The organism is Candidatus Brocadia sp. (assembly GCA_021646415.1).
Taxonomy (GTDB): domain Bacteria; phylum Planctomycetota; class Brocadiia; order Brocadiales; family Brocadiaceae; genus Brocadia.
In genome coordinates this window covers 37,494-58,084 of sequence record SOEU01000010.1, presented here as the reverse complement: position 1 = coordinate 58,084, position 20,591 = coordinate 37,494, and the positions used below count along the sequence as shown (strand labels likewise).

At 42.2% G+C, this 20,591-nt stretch carries 17 protein-coding genes; 1 reads left to right on the top strand and 16 read right to left on the bottom strand.

The window, feature by feature from the left end; translation table 11 throughout:
• Nucleotides 1–496 precede the first annotated feature (496 nt).
• The 9 genes from E3K36_09640 to E3K36_09600 all read right to left on the bottom strand — a co-directional run bounded on the left by E3K36_09640 (nt 497) and on the right by E3K36_09600 (nt 11,085).
• A complete protein-coding gene (locus tag E3K36_09640) occupies nt 497–1,513 on the bottom strand; it encodes an IS110 family transposase (GenBank protein ID MCF6155498.1) in 1,017 nt (338 codons plus the stop codon).
• 412 nt (nt 1,514–1,925) lie between these two features.
• The gene (gene amt, locus E3K36_09635) at nt 1,926–3,971 is read right to left on the bottom strand and encodes an ammonium transporter (protein ID MCF6155497.1); all 2,046 of its coding nucleotides are present in this window, start codon (nt 3,969–3,971) and stop codon (nt 1,926–1,928) included.
• A gap of 32 nt (nt 3,972–4,003) precedes the next feature.
• Nucleotides 4,004–5,413 (bottom strand): hypothetical protein, encoded by a 1,410-nt coding sequence (locus E3K36_09630; GenBank protein ID MCF6155496.1) that lies wholly within the window; start codon nt 5,411–5,413, stop codon nt 4,004–4,006.
• 674 nt (nt 5,414–6,087) lie between these two features.
• Nucleotides 6,088–6,753, bottom strand: coding sequence for a hypothetical protein (locus E3K36_09625; GenBank protein MCF6155495.1), 666 nt, complete (start codon nt 6,751–6,753; stop codon nt 6,088–6,090).
• A gap of 48 nt (nt 6,754–6,801) precedes the next feature.
• Complete coding sequence (locus tag E3K36_09620) at nt 6,802–7,830, bottom strand: tetratricopeptide repeat protein (protein MCF6155494.1); 1,029 nt, start codon at nt 7,828–7,830, stop codon at nt 6,802–6,804.
• A gap of 6 nt (nt 7,831–7,836) precedes the next feature.
• A complete protein-coding gene (locus E3K36_09615; GenBank protein ID MCF6155493.1) occupies nt 7,837–8,085 on the bottom strand; it encodes a hypothetical protein in 249 nt (82 codons plus the stop codon).
• Entirely contained in the window at nt 8,076–9,317 is a 1,242-nt protein-coding gene (locus tag E3K36_09610) for a U32 family peptidase (GenBank protein ID MCF6155492.1), read from the bottom strand. Before E3K36_09610 ends, E3K36_09615 begins: the two co-directional genes overlap by 10 nt.
• Before the next feature lie 163 nt (nt 9,318–9,480).
• Complete coding sequence (locus E3K36_09605; protein MCF6155491.1) at nt 9,481–10,818, bottom strand: hypothetical protein; 1,338 nt, start codon at nt 10,816–10,818, stop codon at nt 9,481–9,483.
• A gap of 24 nt (nt 10,819–10,842) precedes the next feature.
• On the bottom strand, nt 10,843–11,085 hold the full coding sequence (locus E3K36_09600) for a YggT family protein (GenBank protein ID MCF6155490.1): 243 nt from the start codon (nt 11,083–11,085) through the stop codon (nt 10,843–10,845).
• A gap of 324 nt (nt 11,086–11,409) precedes the next feature.
• Here E3K36_09600 and hxlB point away from each other — a divergent pair, with 324 nt between their 5' ends.
• Complete coding sequence (hxlB, locus tag E3K36_09595; GenBank protein MCF6155489.1) at nt 11,410–12,018, top strand: 6-phospho-3-hexuloisomerase; 609 nt, start codon at nt 11,410–11,412, stop codon at nt 12,016–12,018.
• A gap of 412 nt (nt 12,019–12,430) precedes the next feature.
• On the opposite strand, the gene E3K36_09590 is transcribed toward hxlB, so the two are convergent.
• The 7 genes from E3K36_09590 to tsaD all read right to left on the bottom strand — a co-directional run bounded on the left by E3K36_09590 (nt 12,431) and on the right by tsaD (nt 20,544).
• The gene (locus E3K36_09590) at nt 12,431–15,130 is read right to left on the bottom strand and encodes a hypothetical protein (GenBank protein ID MCF6155488.1); all 2,700 of its coding nucleotides are present in this window, start codon (nt 15,128–15,130) and stop codon (nt 12,431–12,433) included.
• Complete coding sequence (locus E3K36_09585; GenBank protein ID MCF6155487.1) at nt 15,127–16,254, bottom strand: response regulator; 1,128 nt, start codon at nt 16,252–16,254, stop codon at nt 15,127–15,129. The genes E3K36_09590 and E3K36_09585 overlap by 4 nt, the downstream gene beginning before the upstream one ends.
• Nucleotides 16,208–16,546: a P-II family nitrogen regulator gene (locus E3K36_09580; GenBank protein ID MCF6155486.1), complete on the bottom strand. Its 339-nt coding sequence runs from the start codon at nt 16,544–16,546 to the stop codon at nt 16,208–16,210. Before E3K36_09580 ends, E3K36_09585 begins: the two co-directional genes overlap by 47 nt.
• 133 nt (nt 16,547–16,679) lie before the next feature.
• A complete protein-coding gene (locus E3K36_09575) occupies nt 16,680–17,702 on the bottom strand; it encodes a hypothetical protein (protein ID MCF6155485.1) in 1,023 nt (340 codons plus the stop codon).
• Nucleotides 17,699–18,577 (bottom strand): NAD(P)H-hydrate dehydratase, encoded by an 879-nt coding sequence (locus E3K36_09570; protein MCF6155484.1) that lies wholly within the window; start codon nt 18,575–18,577, stop codon nt 17,699–17,701. Before E3K36_09570 ends, E3K36_09575 begins: the two co-directional genes overlap by 4 nt.
• A gap of 4 nt (nt 18,578–18,581) precedes the next feature.
• The gene (larB, locus tag E3K36_09565) at nt 18,582–19,340 is read right to left on the bottom strand and encodes a nickel pincer cofactor biosynthesis protein LarB (protein MCF6155483.1); all 759 of its coding nucleotides are present in this window, start codon (nt 19,338–19,340) and stop codon (nt 18,582–18,584) included.
• Between the two features lie 196 nt (nt 19,341–19,536).
• Complete coding sequence (gene tsaD, locus E3K36_09560) at nt 19,537–20,544, bottom strand: tRNA (adenosine(37)-N6)-threonylcarbamoyltransferase complex transferase subunit TsaD (GenBank protein ID MCF6155482.1); 1,008 nt, start codon at nt 20,542–20,544, stop codon at nt 19,537–19,539.
• Nucleotides 20,545–20,591 lie beyond the last annotated feature (47 nt).

Below are 20,591 nucleotides of genomic sequence, written 5' to 3'. Positions count from 1 at the left end.
TGGTACCATGCTGTGTCCAATTGTTTGTCACAAACCTGTGGCTCTCCGGCCAACCCCTTGTGGCTCACAGCATAGGCGGACTTTGAAGATCATGCCTTCAGACTCCATTTTATGCATGGAACAGCTTCCCAATCACATCTCATGGATTGATTACCAACCCTTATACCGGTTCACTGCCCCATTCTTTCATTCCTTTACATACCTCTGCTTCCCTGTTCTTTCATCTCTTTGATCTGATCCTCCTCTCTTGCACTTTTTCCTTTGCCTTTGCTCTTCACATGACTTTCTCTTTAAACATATCTTTTTTCGGGTGTTAAATAACCCATGAATGGCTTTTTCCAGGGCAATCTTCTGCCACCCCTCGTACTGATTATTGACAAATTATCCGGGATTCCCTTTCCCTTACTCCTTTCTCTGGTGAGTGGAACAGTTTCCATTTTATTTGGGTTTTATAAACCACTTCGTATCTCTTTGGTTCCCTGCTCCACCCACGGTTTTAGTGAAATAATTTCTTCGGATCAAACGGTGTTTGGTCCTTTATGATAAAGTAACATGCCCTGGCTATCTTGTTACTCAATGCCTTGATTGCTACGATTTTGTTCGTCTTCGCTGCCTTGCGTTGATACCATCTTCTGGCAGGTTCACTATATCTCACCATAAAATTTGCCGCTTCCACATACGCCCACGCCAAATATTTGTTCCCGTTCTTTTTATTCCCCTCTCCCTTCTTCTTCCCGTTTGATATCTTTTGGGACGATACACACCGGCAGTATGAGGAGTAATCTGATACCGTGGGAAACCGGTTAATATCTCCTGTCTCAAGCATGATCGTTATCCCTAATATCTTGCCTATCCCCGGTACGGTGAGCAGTTCTTCATACGGATATCGTAATTTTACCTCTTTCAGTACGGCCTTTTCTATCCGGTCTATCTGTTCATGGAAAAAGTCTATCACTGCCTTGTCGCTCTGCACGGCCATTTTGTGGTGTTCATCCGTTAACTGCTCGCTTATCTTTTCTTCGCTCAGCCTCTTCGCATCGTTGACGTTCACCTTTCTTCCCGTATTGCGATTCACCATGTTTTGCAGGCTTAATATGTGCGCTGTTCTGTGCCGTACCAACATGGTTCGCTTTCTCAATAAATCCCGTATCGGCCTTATCTCTTTCGGATAAATGTACCCTTCCGGTAATATGCCCAAACGCAGCAGATGTGCCAGCCAATAGGAATCCCAAGTATCGTCCGTGTACTTCATGCCACTATACTGCTGCATCTCCGCAGGATTGGCCAGGTGTACCTGGTATTTCGCCGCCTGTAATCCGTCCACCAACCAATACCAGTTGTATGTCGACTCTACCGCAATCCCTTGTATCTTCTTCTGAAATGGCTCCAGTGCCTTTAAGATCATGCCAAGATCATTGGGGAGTTTCTTGCCAAATATCCGACTATCTTTCTTATCGATCACTCCCAGGTAACTATTATCCGAATGTAAATCTATTCCCACAAAATAACTCATATCTGCTCCTCCTTTCTTACCGTTTTCACCGTTTATTTCACGATGCCCTTATGATACAATTTGGCATCGAATTGTGAAGGAGCCTTCTATATGATTATCACATTTTATATGGCAGGCGGTGCCTTGCCCTACATAGTGCCATGCCCTACATAAGGCTCGTGTCAATGGGTTGTGTTTTTGGTAACCGTGTAGGGTAGGCATCGCCTACCACTTATTTCGTACGCACGTGGATAATTTGTGCGGGATGTGGAATGAACGAATTGGTTGGGAATGATTCTGACGTTGAACGGTTTCTTGCAATGATGGAGGCTGTATGCATTGCATCACATTGCCGCATTTGATCAGGCAGGCGATGCCTTGCCCTACATAAAAATCGGAAAAACCTTTCGGCTGGACTTACGATGAACAATTGTTAAGAAAGATTTTTTGGCGGTTTTATGGGTAACGTAAAGGTAAAGGTGCTTCCCTTCCCATACGTACTTTTTACCCATATCTTTCCCCCATGCGATTCGATTAGACGTTTTATAAGTGCCAAGCCAAGGCCTGTTCCTTCGTAATGGCGCGCATATGAACCATCTATTTGACGAAACGCCTCAAATAATTTGTCCATGTCTTCTGGCCTGATGCCAATACCCGTATCACTTACGGCAATCTGGATATGTTGGTTTATAAGTTTTGCCTTGATGGTAATTCTGCCATTTTCAGGTGTAAACTTGATGGCATTGGATAACAAATTAAACATAATTTGTTTAAATTTCATTTTATCTGCCGTTAGAGAAGGTATGTCCTCGTGGATATAGGTGCGTATACTGATGCCTTTTTTATCAGAAAATCCCACAATCGTGTTCAATACTTCATGAATAGCCTCTTCTACAGGAAACTCTTCAAATTGAAGCTCTAATTTCCCCGCTTCAATCTTTGAAAGGTCAAGGATGCTGTTAATCATGTTGAGCAGGTGTTGGCCACTGCTATGGATATCGCCCACAAATTCTTTTTGCTCTTCGTTGAGGGTTCCGGTGATTTCGTCCCTTAAAACCTCGGCAAAACCGATGATGGCATTCAGCGGGGTTCGAAGCTCATGAGACATTGTCGCCAAAAACTCTGATTTCAGTCTGTTGGCCTTTTCAAGTGCAATATTCGCCTTTTGAAGTTCTTCGGTTCTTTCTGCAACTCTTTTCTCCAGAACGATATTCAAGTCTTGAAGCCTTGTTATACGAATAAAATCAAGCCATGAAGCCACGTCTTCGTATTCGGCAACATTAAGCCCCCTCTTTTCTTCTTCCGGACTTACACGAACACCTACGATCTTCTTAAGACACCAGAAAAAAAGCATTCCCAGCCCAAACGACCATAGAAAGGCTACCCCTACGCCCATAGCCTGGATACCGAACTGGTACAATCGGTTGCCGTTTTCTGCCAGGAGGGTTGATTTTTCTGCGAAGAGAGCAACGCAGAGGGTGCCAATAACACCACCCACTCCGTGAACTGCAATAGCTGCGACAGGGTCATCGACCTTTAATATCTTTTCAATAAAGTCCTGGGCCATGATTGACACGATACCGGCAATTAAACCAATATAAACAGCACCATCTGGACTTACCCTGTTTGAGCCTGCCGTTATAGCTACCAGACCAGCCAGTATAGCTGTAAAGAGTTTTCCTGCATCCAGCCTCCTTTCCATCAAGTAATTCAGTATTAGTGCCGAAACCCCAGAGGCAGCCGGTGCCAGGTTTGTATTGGTAATGACAAGACCGATGCCCGCACTAGCCCTTAGAAGACTTCCGCCGTTAAAGCCAAACCAACCAAACCAAAGGAAGAAGGTACCCAGTGTAGCCAGGGGAATGTTATGTAACCCCATTCGATTTGAAGAACCATCAGGGTTATACTTACCAATTCTTGGACCCACAACCACAGCACCCGCCAGGGCGAACCATCCACCAATCGAATGTACCACAGTGGAACCTGCAAAATCAATAAACCCCAATCTTCCCAGCCAGCCGGACTGCCCCGGACAAAAGAGATTCCCCCATGCCCAATGACCGAAAACCGGATAGATTATGCCCGTGACAAATATAATACCTAAGATATTAGAAATAATATTTGAACGTTCTGCTATGGCACCTGTCAATATGGTAGCGGCAGTAGCGGCAAAGACCAACTGGAAAAAGAAAAAACTGAAAGCCAGATTGCCCTGATGTGCCATTACTCCCATGGCAAAGAAATGATCTAACCCAATCCACCCCATATGGCTTTTACCAAACATAAATCCAAATCCGAAGGTATAAAACACCAAAGAAGCTATGACAGTAACCATCAGGTTTCTAATAGAAACACTAATGGCATTCTTGGATTGTGCAAAGCCTGCTTCATAGGAGGTGAAGCCGAGTTGCATGAAGAATACCATGCATGCCGCTGCCATAAGCCAGATGTGATTGATGTTTATTTGAATGCTTTCCATATGGGACACTTACTCCAGGTAATCTTGTTTCATTATCCGGAAGAAACGGTTAAAGCACTGTCAATTTGATTCTGTCCATTATATTTCTCATTTTCAGGAATTGCCTGTAATCCAATGGTCGGTTGTGGCCCGTTCACTATTCGTTTGACCATGAATTTCTTTATTCTCAGGAAATGATCGATAATAAAATTGGCTGTTAATGGTTCTGCTGGAGGTATGCCCTGTAAAATAACGATTTGCCCCTCGCTCAATGGAAAAGAACCCTCTGTTTTTAAAGAGATGCTTTCACGAGAATAATCACAGATGGTTGCACTGATAACAGTTTTACAGTCTTCAGAACAAACGTTCAGCGACAGCTGCTTCCATTCCCAGGGTTGACGTGGGAATTTTCGGTCAATTGCATAGTGCATAGTCTCCCTGGATGCATGAAGTGTCTCGTACACATGTTGAAACCATGAAAGATTAGAATTGAATATGTCGTTAATGATCCGATTACGGTCTGCTATTCGGGCCTCAATGTGAAACATATCCACGTTGGACGTCAGCCACAGCTTCCTGAAATGGTCTTCGAGTATCTCAAAAGGTTTTCCTATCGTCTGCATCTGAAATTTGAATACCGGCATATTGGCGCCAACACAGAGATTCAATGAATGCTGACTTGCGCTTCGTCCAAATGTATAAGGTTGAAAGTGTGCGGTGTTGTCTACAATCATCATCCAGCAGGCCGGATTATGCGCATAAAATCTAACAATAGGTGTGACATTTGGATAGTTCCGAAGTCTGTCAAAGGCATGGGTAAAGTCGCTGTACAATCGTTGATGGAAGAAGGGGTCTGTTGGCTGTATTTTTGATCTATTAATATTAATAATCTTTGCAACCTCAGGGGCAGTACTTTCAAGCAATGTTCTAAAGACCGCTGTATCCCGGAATACGTCAAGCAGAAGTATTTTAACATCGAGCCCGTCCGAAATCTTTTTGCTGAGTGTAGAAAGTAATTCGTCGAGATGAACATTCTCTGAGAACGTGATGCCGAGGAGCCATACCCTTTTTTCAGCATTTTCTACAGCATCATATATATCGCCCTTAACATCTTTCCGGGAACAATAGATATTCGTTAACCCGCAGGTTGCTGCTGAACTGATGAGCCGGTTGGAGGCTTGTAAAAATTTTTCCAAAGAACTGCGGTTATTATCAATGAGCTGATGTGTGGCTTGAAGAGTTTCTTTTAAAATACTTCTTATATGCCCAAAAATTTCCCACCAGAGGTATGCATACTCCAGGATATGAACGCACATTATCGCGCTGAAGATGAGAAGCAAATGCTTAACAATTTCAGGTATATTATGCCAATAACGCGGCAATAAAATGTTGAGGGTGACTGCGGCAAGAAAAAAGAAACCCGCGATTAACATTCGGACAAATGGTCTTGGTCTTTCATTCATGATTGTTACCTCCGAAGGCATATAATCTCGGTGTATCAAGTCGGTTCCGTCATGTGCTTTCATTGCCGGGCTCATTGTACAGGCAACTTGATTATCGATGATCGCAACCTGTAAAGGATATGTTTTAAGAAGTATACCAAAGACAACAACGGATTGATGCAAAAGGATGAATGTCCTTTATGGTGTGTTCTTGTACTATAACATCTTTCACACAGGATACAGCTTTTTATAGACTTGGCTGAGAAAGAGCTATTATTAGGATATGCAATTACAGTAGCTGTATTACATTAATAAACCTGATATAAAATAATTTTCAATCATACATTGAGTGATTCTTAATTTAACACATAAGAACATCTTAAGACATTTATTAAATTTGAATTATCCCATTGACTTTGTTTATTTGTTGTTTTTAAGTAACAAAACATACGCCTTATTTGAGCTGGAGAAGAGTTTTTATGAGCCTGTTTCGTTATAATACCTTTTACTGCTCTTAATTGTACTACAAATTTTCCGTTTTTCAAGAAACTATGACAGGAGAAGCTGCTCACAAAACAGAAGGATAAAAAAAAGAAGAAACAAGTTGGACGCAATTATTCACCCGGGAAATGGGCATTGCGGACGAAGACTGGTCACCAGGGCGGGACCGTCAGGATGCAATCATTCACCAACGCTCATTTGGTAGTTTGTTTTTCTTCGCGTACGGAATTGTCTTTGGGGTTTTGTGATGGAGAAAGTTTTGTGGGTTCTGGGACTGGACGTAGGCTCAGATTGTCATACCATCCTGCAACGTGTCCGTGCATCCAGTCTTGTCTTGTTTCCGTAAAGACGGTAATTACGTCTTTTGTGGGTGCGATCATAAGAGAAAATTCCATCCATGATGAAGTAGTATTGCCACCGATGTAATTCTTATTTACCGTGGTAAAAGCAAGTGCCGGATTCCAGTTACCGTCTAAAATTCCTACGATAGTAAAATCTCCGATATCATCGCCATAAAATGCAAGATGACCGGTTAAAATATAGGGGGTATTTACTATTACCTTAACTTCCTGATAGAGGCCACCCCTTGCAGTTCCGTTGGAGCCAACCTGCTGTGTCAAAGCGAAGAAACCGCTTGTCGTAGGTGGTATAGGATTTCCAATCGTACCGGGAATAGCAATAGTTACATGGGTGGGAGATTCTACAGGAGCTCCGTCCCCATCCCACGGAAAGGTTTCCCAGTACTTCCAGCCCGTAATATCTCCCGATTCAAAGTCACCGTTTTTAAGCAGTTCTGCGGCAGACAATGGCTGTAGTATAAATAAACTAAACATTAATAAGGTAAATGCAAAGAATCTCATTTTATATTCATTTGTAATTACTTGTGTTAATCCATGGCCAAATATCGTTTACTTTCGATTTGGTTTTAATCTTTTATACGTTGCGTACTCCTCGTCGGCTTTTTCTTTCATGCCTTTTTTATCATATACGATACTGAGGTTGAAATGGGCAATGGCACAATTTGGGTCAGCTTCAATGGCCTTTTTATATTCTTCGATGGCCTCATCATACATTCCCTTTCGAAGGTAAAGATCGCCAATTTCGTTGTGAACCTCAGGGGTATGTGTGCTAATTTTATACGGGGAAGGTTCTGCTTTTTCATTTGTAGGCAATTTTTGTTTTTCGGGAGGGGTGGATTCAGATGACACAACCAGTCTCTTCACGGTGACAGGTACGGATAAGGTTACCATCTTAATTTCCCCGGCACGAAGCAGGTTGAGTTTAACCTCCTTGCCAGCAGTCCTTTCAATCATCTGTTTGAAAAGGAACTTGTTTTCAACTTTTTCACCATTCCACTCTGTAATAAGGTCTTCTACCGCAATACCGGCATTTTCTGCAATACTTCCCGGCATAATATTAACGACCATTACTCCAGTCTGTGCTTTTTTAAATCCAAACCACTCCCTGTTTTCTTTTGTAAGATTACATAACAGAAGGCCCAGCGAGTCATGGGATTCTAAAAACACAATTGCCATTCCCTTACACCACGATGTATGCCTTACCCCGTAATCAGTTCCCCCCAGTTCGCCGTATCCTGCCCATGATTTCGAAGCCCCCGTGTCATACTGGATATTAATGACTGCCTGCGCGCCAACAGCACGAGCCTTGTCTCTTATTTTAGAAGCCAGAATATCGTGTCCCGAAAAACCGAACTCTCCCAGACTCACTTCCCCCAATTTTTTGTAAGCAACGTTAATATCCCCCGCACACACAAATATTTCCTCTTTTTTCTGTGTATCAGAGGATTGTGTACCCACTTTCGATTCAAGGGTTGATTCTTCCTTTTTAAAAGGGGATATTTTTTTTAAATAATCAGTTGAACCACATCCGGTTACGAAAACGACAGAAGCAATCAAGATACATGTTTTAATGTTCATTCTTTACTAGATCTTCTTCCTTTTTAGCTTTGTTCTTATTTTTGATTCAATCTTAATCACATATTGATGGTAAAATTTTGTCTTCTTCAACTTAGCAACAAGAAGAGACTTTCCGGGGAAATTCGTGATATACAATCCTGCCAGGATTGTAAACAGTCCCGGACCAGGGGTAAAAATCATCATACAACCCATAAGTATAAGGCAGATACCGCCCGTATTCTTTGCAACGTTCTTTACCGTCTTTTTCATCCACATTTCCTGAGCATAAAATATTTATGGACGGGTCGTGATACCTTTATGAGTACCTTTTGTCCCACGTGGGCAGTTTCGATAGCCTCGTTGTATTCATTCCTGAGGTCCAGCAGAACCTGGGTAAAATCTTCATTCAAACGTCTTCCCATTATTTCTACAAAGGTGTTACCCGAAATCCTGTTTTTTACCAACACCTCAGCCAGACCATCAGAAAGCACATTATGAATCATACCAAGATAGTCATATTCTTTAATGTAAAAATTTCCAGGATGTGTAGTCTGATTTCTATACCCTTGGTTTCCGAAAAAGAAGCCCGTTCCATATTCCCTGTGGCTTACCTTTTCAAGCTCAGATAACCATTTTGGGTCATACACATATCCATGGGGATCGGCAAAATAACGATCCAGTGCCTCCCGGTATATCCTTGTCACCGCGGCGACATAATATTGACTCTTCATACGCCCTTCGATTTTCCACGCGGCAATGCCTGCGTGCACCAGTTCGGGAATATGTTGAATCATACAAAGGTCCTTGGAACTCAGGATAAATGTACCGCTTTCATCTTCCACAATTGGATATGTTTCATTTGGTCGTTTTTCCTCTTTCAGGACATATTGCCATCGGCACGAATGGGAGCAGTCTCCCAGGTTTGCATGTCGGTTGGTCATAAAACTACTCAGGAGACAACGTCCGGAATATGACATGCACATGGCGCCATGTACAAATACCTCGGTTTCTATTTGAGAAGTATTCGTGATTTCCCGGATTTCCCCCAGACTTAATTCTCTGGCGAGTACCACCCGTTTCACGCCCTGTTGATGCCAGAACTCAACAGATTTTACATTGGTGGTGTTCGCCTGTGTACTGAGATGTATGGGAATATGCGGGGCAATTTCCCTTACCGTTAAGAAAATACCCGGGTCTGAAACGATTACTGCATCAATCGGGATTTCAGCAAGCTTTTTTAAATAAGGACGTATGCCAGAAACATGATAATTGCGGGCAAAGATGTTCAAGGTAATATAAATTTTTCTCCTTCGTTCATGGACCCAGGTTGTTGCCTCTTCGATTTCCGATAACGTCAGACCGGGAGCCCCCATACGCAGGTTAAAATTTTCTCCACCCACATAGATGGCATCAGCGCCATATTCAATCGCTGTCTTGAGCTTTTCAATATCTCCGGCTGGCGCAACCAGTTCAGGTTTTTTGTATGTAAAGTTGCTTGTTTGCATCATTTCTTGATCCTGGGTCTATCTCAATAGCCCTGTAATATTAACCGGGCGGTAACCATATCAACCCGTTCTTTTCACCTTTTACGATTTTTCATGGATGATATTTGATATTCTTTAGTATTATTTTCAGCACTGAGTAACTCTTTTTAGTTGCGGCTGTGCTGCGCTAGGAGTACCCAAGGCATACTAATAAAATCCCGGTGCCAACAGGCATGAGCAAATTGTCCAATGACCTCAGTGGTAATGATTCAAGTATACTGGAAAACGATGAGGCGAGTAAAGCCGGAAAAAGAGGCAAATAAATACATCCGCAAAGAAAAGCTACAAGCAAGGCCGCCAGAGAGCCTTCGATACTTTTTTTCATGTTATAAGGAATTCTATGATTGCCGAGGCTCCTGCCTACTATTGTAGCTGCTGTATCGGCAAAGGCAACAATCCAAATAACAGTATTTGCTATAACCGCAGGGAAAAATAGCAGACACAGAATGGCACCCAAAACCAGGGTTACTGGTCCAAATGCAAAACCACGTTCCTCCAATTTACGAATACTTGACCTTGTTACACTACCGAGCAAAGGAAATGAATATCCATTTACTCTCAGACACTCAGAAATCGTATAAACAACCAAGAGGGAAAAAAGTACTGAAAGCGTTGTATGATAAATGAAAGATGAAAAGAGGGGTACAAAAGCAATGAGGATATGCAAGAGTTTTCTCCTGATTTCCTGATACCACGAATGGGTAAACTGTTTCCTCATACCCGCAAACAGGGTCTTGTAAGTATCGGCATCCTCGATATCCATAATATCAAGTACCTCTGACAGGTTTCCGCTATCAATTAAGTACTGTGCCCGCTGTCGTACCGCATAATGTGCATTGACACCAATAGTAATACCTGCTTTCTGCATGATATCAAGATTGTTACGATCATCCACAAGGACAATAGTATCTTGCCAGGTAAGATTATTTTTGCTCAATATCTCTTCGACGAGATTTCTCTTCCCGTTGGGTTTAGAAAGTCTCCCAAACACTTCACCCGTTAATTGATTATTGTTTGTACCGACCTCCAGGCCGTGTCCGTTATTTGCCGATAGTTTTATCGCAAGGTCTTTTACAAATAGATCCGGTACGCCGCTGCTTATGAGAATTACCAGATAGCCATGGTTGTGGAGTGTCTCAATCGTTTCCTTCGCATGTTTTATTATGGGAATAGTATTATAAATCATTTGAGCATGTTCAAGCGTAACGCCTTTAAAGCTTGCATATACCCGGATGAGCAACTCATAGATAGATATTTTGTTCATATTAAAAAGAAGGCATAGTATCGCCGTTCGTACATATGCCAATATCCCAAGGGAGCGCGCCAAATGTAAAATGAATTGTCCTTTAAACAGGACGCCATCTACATCCATAATGACGAGTTTTTTTACTCCCACGTGTGGAGAGAGGGAAGCATCGATGGGAATTTGGTTGTGGCTATTTTGCGCTACGTGTAGGTTTACCATGTGTTTCTTTTAATATGTTGTAAATCAAAATATTCCCCCTACAATCCGTTTGACAATACCTAAACCAATAAATACAATCACGGGGGAAAAATCTATACCTCTCAGGGGTGGAATGAGTTTTCGTACGGGATTCAACACGGGGTCTGTAATTTTATAGAGAAATTGTATAGCCTGGTTATAGGGATTGTGCGGTACCCATGAGAGTACAATTCTAATAAGCAGTGCAATTTCGTAAAGGCTAATGAGTTTACCGAGAATCTCTCCCATGCAAAGACTCCTTTTTATTAGGGAATACAAGAATAGATTTTTTATTTGCTTATGATACTCAAACGGAAAGAATTTTAACACAGCTTAAGGCAGAGAGCAACAAAAATAAATATACGGAAGTGCTGGCCGTCAGAGGAGATGATTACTTGAAATGCGGCATGCAGCATGATAGAATTTTATTGGTTTTTTTCCCAGTAATTTCCGAATGGGCATGTGACGTGCATCTATTAATTTTCTCCTTTTGATAACTAAATTTACTAGTAACAGTTCAGCCCCTTCCCGGGGTGAAGGGCAAGGGTGGGGTGAACTATTAAATTTACTATAATGTCCGACAAGTGTTTAGAGGAAAATAAATTGAAGATCGGTGGTAATTCAATAGGTATCAAGGCAATTACGCACATTATATTGGATGAAATCCAATCCGTACTCGATAGGATCGATGAGAAAGCTTACGAGGAGTTTGTATCGCAAATTCTCGCTGCTAAAAACGTATTTGTTACAGGCCAGGGACGATCGGGTCTGGTATCCCGTACCTTTGCCATGAGGCTCACTCACATCGGTTTAAATGCGTACTGTGTTGGTGATGCTACAACCCCGAATATTGATAGGGGTGATCTGTTGATAGCATGTAGCAGTTCGGGCAGTACACACATTACCCGTTATATCGCCGGACTGGCAAGAAAGGCCAACGCCACAGTAGTTGCAGTAACTTCTCACAAAAACTCCCCGCTTGCCGCACAGGCGGACATTGTTATCGAATTGCCTGTACAGGAAGTGAGTACCAATTATAAAAACAGTGGGTCGATTCAATTTCGCAGTACACTCTTTGAGCAGGCGTGCCTGGTATACCTAGATGGGGTTATTCTTTCGTTGGTAAAAAGATTGAATAGTTCTGAGAACGAAATGCATAAAAGGCATTCCAATCTGGAATAAAAACTCTAACAGAAGCTTAAAATGGTAAATTGTAGAAAACACTATTTTCGCAATTTTTTCAATTCCTTCATTGCCAGGGGGAAAATTACGGGAGGCTTTGCTTATGGTTAAACGATGCATTGGAACTCTGAAGATATCGCTGTTTCTTACTTTTCTTGTTATAACATTTCTTACAGCAAGAGTGGTTTTTGGGCAGGAAGTAAATCCCGATATAATATCAATTCCGCAGCGGATAGGGAATTTTATAGGTGGATCGAGCCCATATATCATTATAGGATTAGGCATATTGCTGATTTTTATTCAGAAGTTAGCGAAGTTTATAGGTATTATACTCTTGATAATAGGGGTGGTGAGGTTAGTGCTTTTGTTTATCCATTAATTTTGAATATTTTTTAGAATTAAAGAGAGGTAGTTAAATGAGAAAATGTTTGTTATGAAATGTTGCTGTGCGCTTTACGAGCCATCGGATAAGTGTCATAGTTATTCTGATGAAGAGTGTTATGCTGATTGTGCTCATCAAGATTTCACGATATGCCTTTTTCCCGGATACGCTATCGAATAACGCCCTTTTGCATGCCGGATGATCCGAAGCGATTTGAAGAATGGGTGTTAGGAAGCCATAATAAGCACCCCAGATAACAAACCTCCTCACGGCATGCGCATACGGAAGGTCTTTTGTGACCTCGTTAAAGCTGTTTGCATATGTTTGAAATGCCTCTCTGGATATGCCAATATTTATCATTGTTTCCGCTGCTTTGATGCCCATCAGGCACGCAGAATTAACCCCTTTGCCTTTAAAAGGACGAATGAGACCGGCTGCATCGCCGATGGTGACATATCTGTCTCCATACAGGTGTTTGGCAGGTTTTATCGGAAAACAACCCCGGTGGTAGTCCAGCCCTCCCAGTAATTCAGTGAAATTTTTGGGGAGTACTTCTAAAACAGCAGGTAATTGTAAGAATTCGTCCATAGACCTGGCGGAAATCTTTGCCCCGGCGATATTGATAGTATAGTGATCTGCCTTTGGGGTAATAGCACCAAATTCTATTTCTTTTAGCGAAGGTAGAAAGGCATGGATGTACCCGTCTGTATCCTCCAGGTTGTGGTGCTTTCCTTTGGGATGAAATTTGGTTAATATGGTCAATAAAAACCTTGGAGACTTGTAAGGGGTTTCCCTTTCAAATATCCTATGGGTACCTTCTTCAAGGCCGAATGCACCTACAACGACGTCAGCCCGTATGTGTTTCGCCTCACTATATACCGTAACCTTATCTTTACCAATTTCTACATCAGTAACCCTGCTTCTGATCACGGTTGCACCAGCCGCTTTTGCCTTTTGCAACAGATAGGCATCAAACTGGATCCTGCGCAGGGCGTAAGAAATTTCTCCCTCTCCATCAAGCTTGATGATATGACTGTTGGTATGAAGATAGTAGCCAGGCACCTCCCTTTTCACGAGATGCCAGGGGAAAGGAATTTCCAGTTTGTCCTCAATAATGTGTTCAATGGGTTGAGAAAGAACCCCCGCACATTCATTGTGTTCAATACCACCTTCAAAATCTTTCAGTTCGAAGATAATAACGTCCAGGTTGATATTTCGTTTTTTTGCAAGGTTCTTGAGGGTTATCGCACAACTGGAGCCTGCGGGTCCTCCGCCAATTATGGCGACTGTTTGTCTGTCCTGCAAAGGACCCAGCCCCAAATTTCTTAAAAATTTTAATTTTTTCTCATGTTCCAGTCGTGTCCGGTTCTTACAATAATCATGCGCTTGCTTTACAGCCGCAGAAAGTATATAGGGGAGCATGGCAATGTGCAAGCGAATGTCGATAACCTTAAAAAAAATCTCTTTGTAACTGGCGTTGCCAGTAACCATATTCCACAAGATGCTATTAATCTGAATAGATTCCCAGGCATTCCGTCGTTTTATCAGATGATCAATTTGTGCATTTACTAAGTGCTTTTGGGATGTGGTATAATCATGAATATTGAATATAAGATTGCCGAAAAAATTATCTTGCGCCAAAAGTTTTAAAGCAGGTTTATAGAACCCCTTTTTAAAATCTTCTTCAGAAATACCTCTTTCGAAGATTGTATGCGCAGCTAATTGCGCAGTATCAAAAGCAGATTCAATACCATTTTTATAGGTGCGGGAGATACTGGCATCCCCGATGATTACCAACCTGTTCGTATAGGGATGGCTGGCGTGGGTAATCGGTATTTTAGGAAAGCAAATACAGAGGTCTTTTGGTAGCATCCATCCTGCAGGCAGAAGCGCACGTACTTTTGGATGGTTCATGAATTCTATCAAATGGGCCTTTGTTATATCTTCTCTTCCGATGAGAGAGACAGTTATGTAATCTCCCTTCGGGGTAAAGGCGGCAAACTTGATGGGTTTCATCCCCAGGGCAAATACGTAAATGGTATTATGAAAACGCTCTTGAATAAAGGAACGCCCCAGGTAAAGTTCTGCATTGCATGTCCGTACCGATTGGGGTTCCCGATAGCCGAATTCCTTGCCAACAATTCGTTTTATAAGGGCTGTATTGAGCCCAAATGCGCCAACAATGAGGTCAGCAGCCATCTTTTTTCTTAAATCGGCTTCCTTGTAAACGATGTTTACCAGATCCTGCGGATGTTCTGGCAATTCTATTTCTTCTACAACTGCCGAGATGACTTTTACTCCTTCAGATACCACATGCTTCAGGAGAAAGTCATCAAAACTAATATTGGTTGTCAATTCTGAAAATCTGGGGCCGTTCCCGCGAAAGACCGTTATTATTTTGGGTGTATGTCCTGGTTTGGGGTGGTGTAATTGAATGCCACGTTCCCGTGTCTGAAAGTAATAGCCATTTATTTCCTGTTGTACGCGTGTTTTGGGGAGGATAATCTTCTGGCTTACCATTTTTTCGGTAAGGGTTTCAGATAAAACCCCGGCGCACATGTTACAACCAACAGGTCCCTTTTGAATAAAATCTCTTCCGTCTAGAATGGTTATAATAACCTTAAGACCGTGTTCTTTCGCAAGTCTTAAAGCAAAGTGTGCAAAGAAACTACCTGCCGGTCCTCCGCCTATTACAACAATATTTGAGAGATCTTTCAGATGCAGATTCATTTTACAAGGTTACATCCGTCCTCTGCAAGTATCTTAACAATCTCAGGATCAAAGTATATGCCTGAATATTTTATCAGTTCTCTAAGGGCACTTTCTTTGTCAAGCGCTTTACGATAAGGTCGCTCCGATAACAATGCATCAAAGGCGTCCGCTACGGCAACTATTCTGGCCCCCAGAGGAATTGCAGTATCTTTAAGCCCTTCCGGGTATCCACTGCCATCGACATGTTCATGATGGTGCATAACGATCTGGATGACTGATTCTTTTTTGATAATGGGCGCCAGGATACGTTCACAAATAACAACATGGGTTTTGATATGATCATACTCATCACCTGTCAATTTGCCATGTTTGTCTAATATGGATTCTTTGACGCCTATTTTCCCAATATCATGCAATAGACTTGCGAGTTTAATATCTTCTGCATCTTCATTTGATAAAGACAGTTTTTCACAGATGTAAGTAGTGTATTTTGTGACCCGCCGGGAATGCCCTTCCGTATATTTGTCTTTTGCTTCCAGTGCGAAGACAAGGGATTTAATAGCGTCAAGGAATAAATCCCTTATTTGCTCGGTTTGTTCAGACACTTTTTGCTCAAGTTTGGAATTCCAATCCTTAAGTTCTCTATTTTGTAACTGTATAAGCTTGTTTAATCGATCTAATTCCTGCTGCAAATTGTAGTATTCAAAGCCTTGTTTGATAGTACTTAAAAGTTCTGTGTTGTTCCACGGTTTTGTAATAAGTCGATAAACTTCACCTTCGTTTATTGCTTTTATAGCTACATCTAAATCGGCATGTCCGGTTAACATGATCCTGACCGTATCCGGTAATAACTGTTTTACCTCTTTGAGAAACTGTGTACCATCCATATTGGGCATCTTATGGTCAGAGATGACCAGATGTATATCTTCATGTTTGATAATTTCCAGCCCCTTAAAACCATTATCTGCAAAAAAAATCTTATAGCCTTCATTCTCAAGGAGTGCTTCCAAAGTTTTGAGAATATTTTCTTTATCATCCACAATAAGTATTGTATTTTGTGTCATCCGCAGAACCTTTGTTTGATGATGACATTCACTAAATGGCTTTTTCGCCCTTTTCCCCTGTACGAATACGAATAACATTTTCAATAGGGGAAACAAAAATCTTTCCGTCTCCGATATTGCCTGTCTTCGCTTCCTTTACGATGCATTGTATAATTTTTTCGGCATCCTTATCCAAAACTACCATTTCCATCTGTATTTTCTTTAAAAGATCTGTTCTAAATGTTCTTCCGCGCCACTGCTCGGTAATGCCCTTTTGATGACCATGCCCTTTTACTTCGGTTACCGTCATACCAGGATACCCAATATCCAATAAAGCGTCCTTTACCATCGCAAACCTATCTTCTCTTACAATTGCAGTAATCTTTTTCATACGCTATCCTCCTAACCTGAACAAGTCGGAAAAGACAAAATTCGAAGCACGAAATTCGTGAGTCAACCCTGACAGGGTTAATTTTATTTATATTTTTGCTGAAAAATGTCAAAATTATCTTTGGAAGATACTATTATTCTATATTTCCATCATCCAGGCGATAAGGGGCATTGAGCCCGGAACGGGAGACCAATTTGCCGGTATACGTAATCGTACTTCCCACCCTAACGTTCATTATCTTTTCGAACATCCTCCAGTCAAACCGGATTTCTACTTCCGCATCCTTGTTCTGTTGACGACTTACTCCGATACGATTCCAGTCTACACGTCCCATTCCTTTATAAGAGACAACCCCTTGCCACCGGACATATTTACCCTTGTACTTCTTCCACAATTCATTTTTTTCAGAACGAGAAAACATACTTTTCTTCCCAAATTGCTTGTCCAACTCATCAAAAGAGATCTCAAGAAAATCTTTCGGTATTGTTGCCTCCGAAGCCGGTTCTGAAGATTTCCCGGTAGCCATTAGCTCTTTATCCGGGATATGATCCTGAGCCGGTTGTTTAGCATCCGAGATATCGGAAGGAATACCAGAAACAAGCGGATCTTTCGTCGCGGCCCATTCATTGCGGTTATTTAAGAAAGGAGCGGCCTCTCCTTCTGTAAACAGGGTATAAAATATGTTCTTGTAAGCGCGAATTCTTTCCCGGTCGTAATGGAACAGAACGTCATTATAAATGTTTCTTTTCCGGTAGGCAAGCCAGTTGTACGCCCCGGTTACCAAAATCCTGTCATCCAATAATATAAAATCCTGTACCTGATCATTATCAATCCGGGTCTTAAGAACCCTGGTATCGAATCCTCTGTGAAGCAGTGTATCAGCCAGCGGGCCTCTTTTATTGTTATTGTCATATTCTAAAATTACAATACGTACCCGGATGCCTTTATCTCTGGCAACTTCCAGGTCTTTTATGATATCTAAGGCTGCAAAGGTGCGGATACAAATATTTATATACCGCTTTGTATAGTCAATTCCCTCCTTCAACTGCTCATTGACAGTGCCTTTTGGAGTATAATAGGCGCTATTTTCAGCATATAAGGAATTTAAGGAATTGGAAAACCATCCCAGAATCACCACGATTAGCAATCGTTTCATATACTCGTACTTTCTTTATAAGTCAGGAATGCCTTCGGTAATTTATTCACTATATCCGTGGCAATCATCGAAATTTCACCCATTTCCTGCGCTGCAAGATCTCCTGCCAAACCATGTAAATGCACACCAATCTGTGCAGCCTCAAAGGGTGTAAAATTTTGCCCCAGGAAGGCCGCAATCATGCCGGTCAACACATCGCCAGCCCCGGCAGTAGCCATTCCGGGATTACCTGTCTTATTTATATAAAACTTCTCTTCATTCATAACAATGGTCTGATGTCCCTTTAACACCAGGGTCACATTATTCTTGCCTTTAACAAACATCCTGGACACATCCAAGCGGTGAGATTGAATTTCCTGCGTAGAAGATATTCCGAGAAGGCGTGCCATCTCTCCAGGATGTGGTGTAAAAATGATCTGTTTTTTTGTTTTCTGTAATACTTCCGGATTATCTGCCAAAGCATTGATTCCGTCAGCATCCAGCACAATGGGCCGATCCAGAGATTGTAATAACCATAGTACCAGTCTCTTCGTCTCAAGGTACTGGGACAGTCCGGGACCGATGGCAATAACATCAAACTGTTGCGAAAAATCAAGGATATCCTGACGCCCCAATTCAGAAAGGGTTTTTACATGCGTCTCTGGCAGGGGATGCGTCATGACGCAGGTCAGTTTGGATGCCACGACTCCCTGCAAACTCTCCGGGATTCCCAGGGTTACAAGTCCAGCGCCGGCACGCAGCGCAGCGCTGCTGCACAGGCACGCTGCACCCGTCATACCACTGGAACCAGCCAGCACCAATACCCTTCCGTAGTTACCTTTGTGAGTATCAGGTTTTCTGGAAGGAATCTTTGGTAATGCTTTTACCTCATACATAAAATTACAGTAACTTTTTTGTCTGATTGATCAAAGAAGCAACATAAGCAGCCCCAAAGCCGTTGTCAATATTTACAACCGATACACCAGAGGCGCAACTATTCAGCATAGATAAAAGTGCTGCAATTCCATAAAAGCTGGCTCCGTAACCAACACTTGTTGGCACACCAATGACAGGGCAATTTACCAAACCTCCTACGACACTCGCCAATGCACCTTCCATTCCGGCCACTACAATAATCACGCTTGCCTTTAGTAATTCACTATGATTTTTCATAAGCCGATGGATCCCTGCGACACCAACATCATACAATACCCGCACATTATTGCCCATGATCTCCGCCGTCACCCTTGCCTCCTCTGCAACAGGGATATCAGAGGTACCTGCGGTTATGATTAAGATTAACCCTTTGCGGGTCTTTCGACGGGTCTTTCGTATCGTAATTGCTCTTGCCTGTTCATGGTAAGCGGCTTCTGGAAATTTCCTTGAAACGGCCTCATAAATTTCCATGCTCGCGCGGGTTGCAAGCATATCATTCTCACCTGCAACGATATGTTCTGCGATCTTCACAACCTGATCAGGGGTCTTTCCCATGCAAAAAATGACCTCTGGAAAACCACAACGAATTTTACGATGACTGTCTACCTTAGCAAAACCAATATCCTTATAAGGCAATTCTCTGATCTTTCCCAGGACGTCATGTATCGACACTTCCCCGGCTTTATAACCTTCTAATAATTGTTTTATAACATCAATATCCATAACTTAATTGTATAGCAATTTTCATTTTATTTAAGCGGATTTTCGGTAGGGTGGGTTAAGCAGAGCGAACCCACTATTTACAAATACCGTGAAGGTGGATTCGGCGTAAAAACCAACGCCTTAATCCATCCTACTCATAACTTGGTTCTATTCTATATATAAAATATCTTTTTGGATTTTACGCATTTATTTTACTTTAGGGAATAGCTTCTATATCAAACCCTGAAATATCCCCTTCTAAGTACTTCTTATAGGCAAGTCCAGCCACCATAGCAGCATTATCCGTACAGAGCCGAACTGATGGACAATAGACCGGAATAGACAACTCTTTCGATTTGTCTTTTAGTCTCTGCCGAAGCCTGGAGTTTGCCGCAACACCACCGCCCGTCAGTATACTGCATACGTTATACATTTTTGCGGCCAGGGCAGTTTTATCCACCAAAACATCCACCACTGCTTCCTGAAAGCTTGCGGCAATATCTGCTATTTTTTGATCAGATAATGTTTTTGTATCGGTATCTTTTAAATCTTGCCCCCGGTAGTAATAGAGTACCGCCGTCTTGAGTCCGCTAAAACTAAAATCAAGTGAATCCTTCTCAAGATAAGCCCTAGGGAATGTCACTGCACATTGGTTCCCACGCCTTGCCAGTTTGTCAATGATGGGCCCACCGGGATAACCAAGGCCCAATATCTTTGCTACTTTATCAAAAGCCTCGCCAGCCGCGTCATCAATTGTCCAGCCCAGCGGAACATGTTTCGTCTCGCTTTCGGATAAAAAAAGTATGGTATGGCCTCCCGAAACGACAAGGCTGACAGCAGGATACGGTATATCGGCGTATTCAAGGTTATTCGCATAGATATGGGCATGGAGGTGGTCGGTAGCTATCAAAGGTTTGTCCAACACCATGCACAACGTCTTAGCCGCCGTTACACCAATAAGCAAGGCGCCAATCAGCCCGGGTGTATTAACGACTGCAATTGCATCGATTTCAGTAAGTTGTATTTTTGCATCTGCAAGGGCATTGTTAATGACCCCTATGATGGACTCTAAATGAGCGCGACAGGCAATTTCAGGAACCACACCTCCAAAGTTACGATGCAATGTATCCTGTGACAAAATAATGCTTGCTAATATCTCTCTACCATCTTTCACAAGAGAAGCCGATGTCTCGTCACAGGATGTTTCAATGCCCAGAATTAGCATAATTAAAAAAAGGCAGGAGATTTCCCTGCCTTCGTTAAAACAATTTA

Excerpts from the sequence above, each read along its gene's own strand:
- E3K36_09640 (MCF6155498.1), bottom strand. The coding sequence starts at position 1,513 with ATGAGTTATTTTGTGGGAATAGATTTACATTCGGATAATAGTTACCTG.
- amt (MCF6155497.1), bottom strand. The coding sequence starts at position 3,971 with ATGGAAAGCATTCAAATAAACATCAATCACATCTGGCTTATGGCAGCG.
- E3K36_09630 (MCF6155496.1), bottom strand. The coding sequence starts at position 5,413 with ATGAATGAAAGACCAAGACCATTTGTCCGAATGTTAATCGCGGGTTTC.
- E3K36_09625 (MCF6155495.1), bottom strand. The coding sequence starts at position 6,753 with ATGAGATTCTTTGCATTTACCTTATTAATGTTTAGTTTATTTATACTA.
- E3K36_09620 (MCF6155494.1), bottom strand. The coding sequence starts at position 7,830 with ATGAACATTAAAACATGTATCTTGATTGCTTCTGTCGTTTTCGTAACC.
- E3K36_09615 (MCF6155493.1), bottom strand. The coding sequence starts at position 8,085 with ATGTGGATGAAAAAGACGGTAAAGAACGTTGCAAAGAATACGGGCGGT.
- E3K36_09610 (MCF6155492.1), bottom strand. The coding sequence starts at position 9,317 with ATGATGCAAACAAGCAACTTTACATACAAAAAACCTGAACTGGTTGCG.
- E3K36_09605 (MCF6155491.1), bottom strand. The coding sequence starts at position 10,818 with ATGGTAAACCTACACGTAGCGCAAAATAGCCACAACCAAATTCCCATC.
- E3K36_09600 (MCF6155490.1), bottom strand. The coding sequence starts at position 11,085 with ATGGGAGAGATTCTCGGTAAACTCATTAGCCTTTACGAAATTGCACTG.
- hxlB (MCF6155489.1), top strand. The coding sequence starts at position 11,410 with ATGTCCGACAAGTGTTTAGAGGAAAATAAATTGAAGATCGGTGGTAAT.
- E3K36_09590 (MCF6155488.1), bottom strand. The coding sequence starts at position 15,130 with ATGAATCTGCATCTGAAAGATCTCTCAAATATTGTTGTAATAGGCGGA.
- E3K36_09585 (MCF6155487.1), bottom strand. The coding sequence starts at position 16,254 with ATGTTATTCGTATTCGTACAGGGGAAAAGGGCGAAAAAGCCATTTAGT.
- E3K36_09580 (MCF6155486.1), bottom strand. The coding sequence starts at position 16,546 with ATGAAAAAGATTACTGCAATTGTAAGAGAAGATAGGTTTGCGATGGTA.
- E3K36_09575 (MCF6155485.1), bottom strand. The coding sequence starts at position 17,702 with ATGAAACGATTGCTAATCGTGGTGATTCTGGGATGGTTTTCCAATTCC.
- E3K36_09570 (MCF6155484.1), bottom strand. The coding sequence starts at position 18,577 with ATGTATGAGGTAAAAGCATTACCAAAGATTCCTTCCAGAAAACCTGAT.
- larB (MCF6155483.1), bottom strand. The coding sequence starts at position 19,340 with ATGGATATTGATGTTATAAAACAATTATTAGAAGGTTATAAAGCCGGG.
- tsaD (MCF6155482.1), bottom strand. The coding sequence starts at position 20,544 with ATGCTAATTCTGGGCATTGAAACATCCTGTGACGAGACATCGGCTTCT.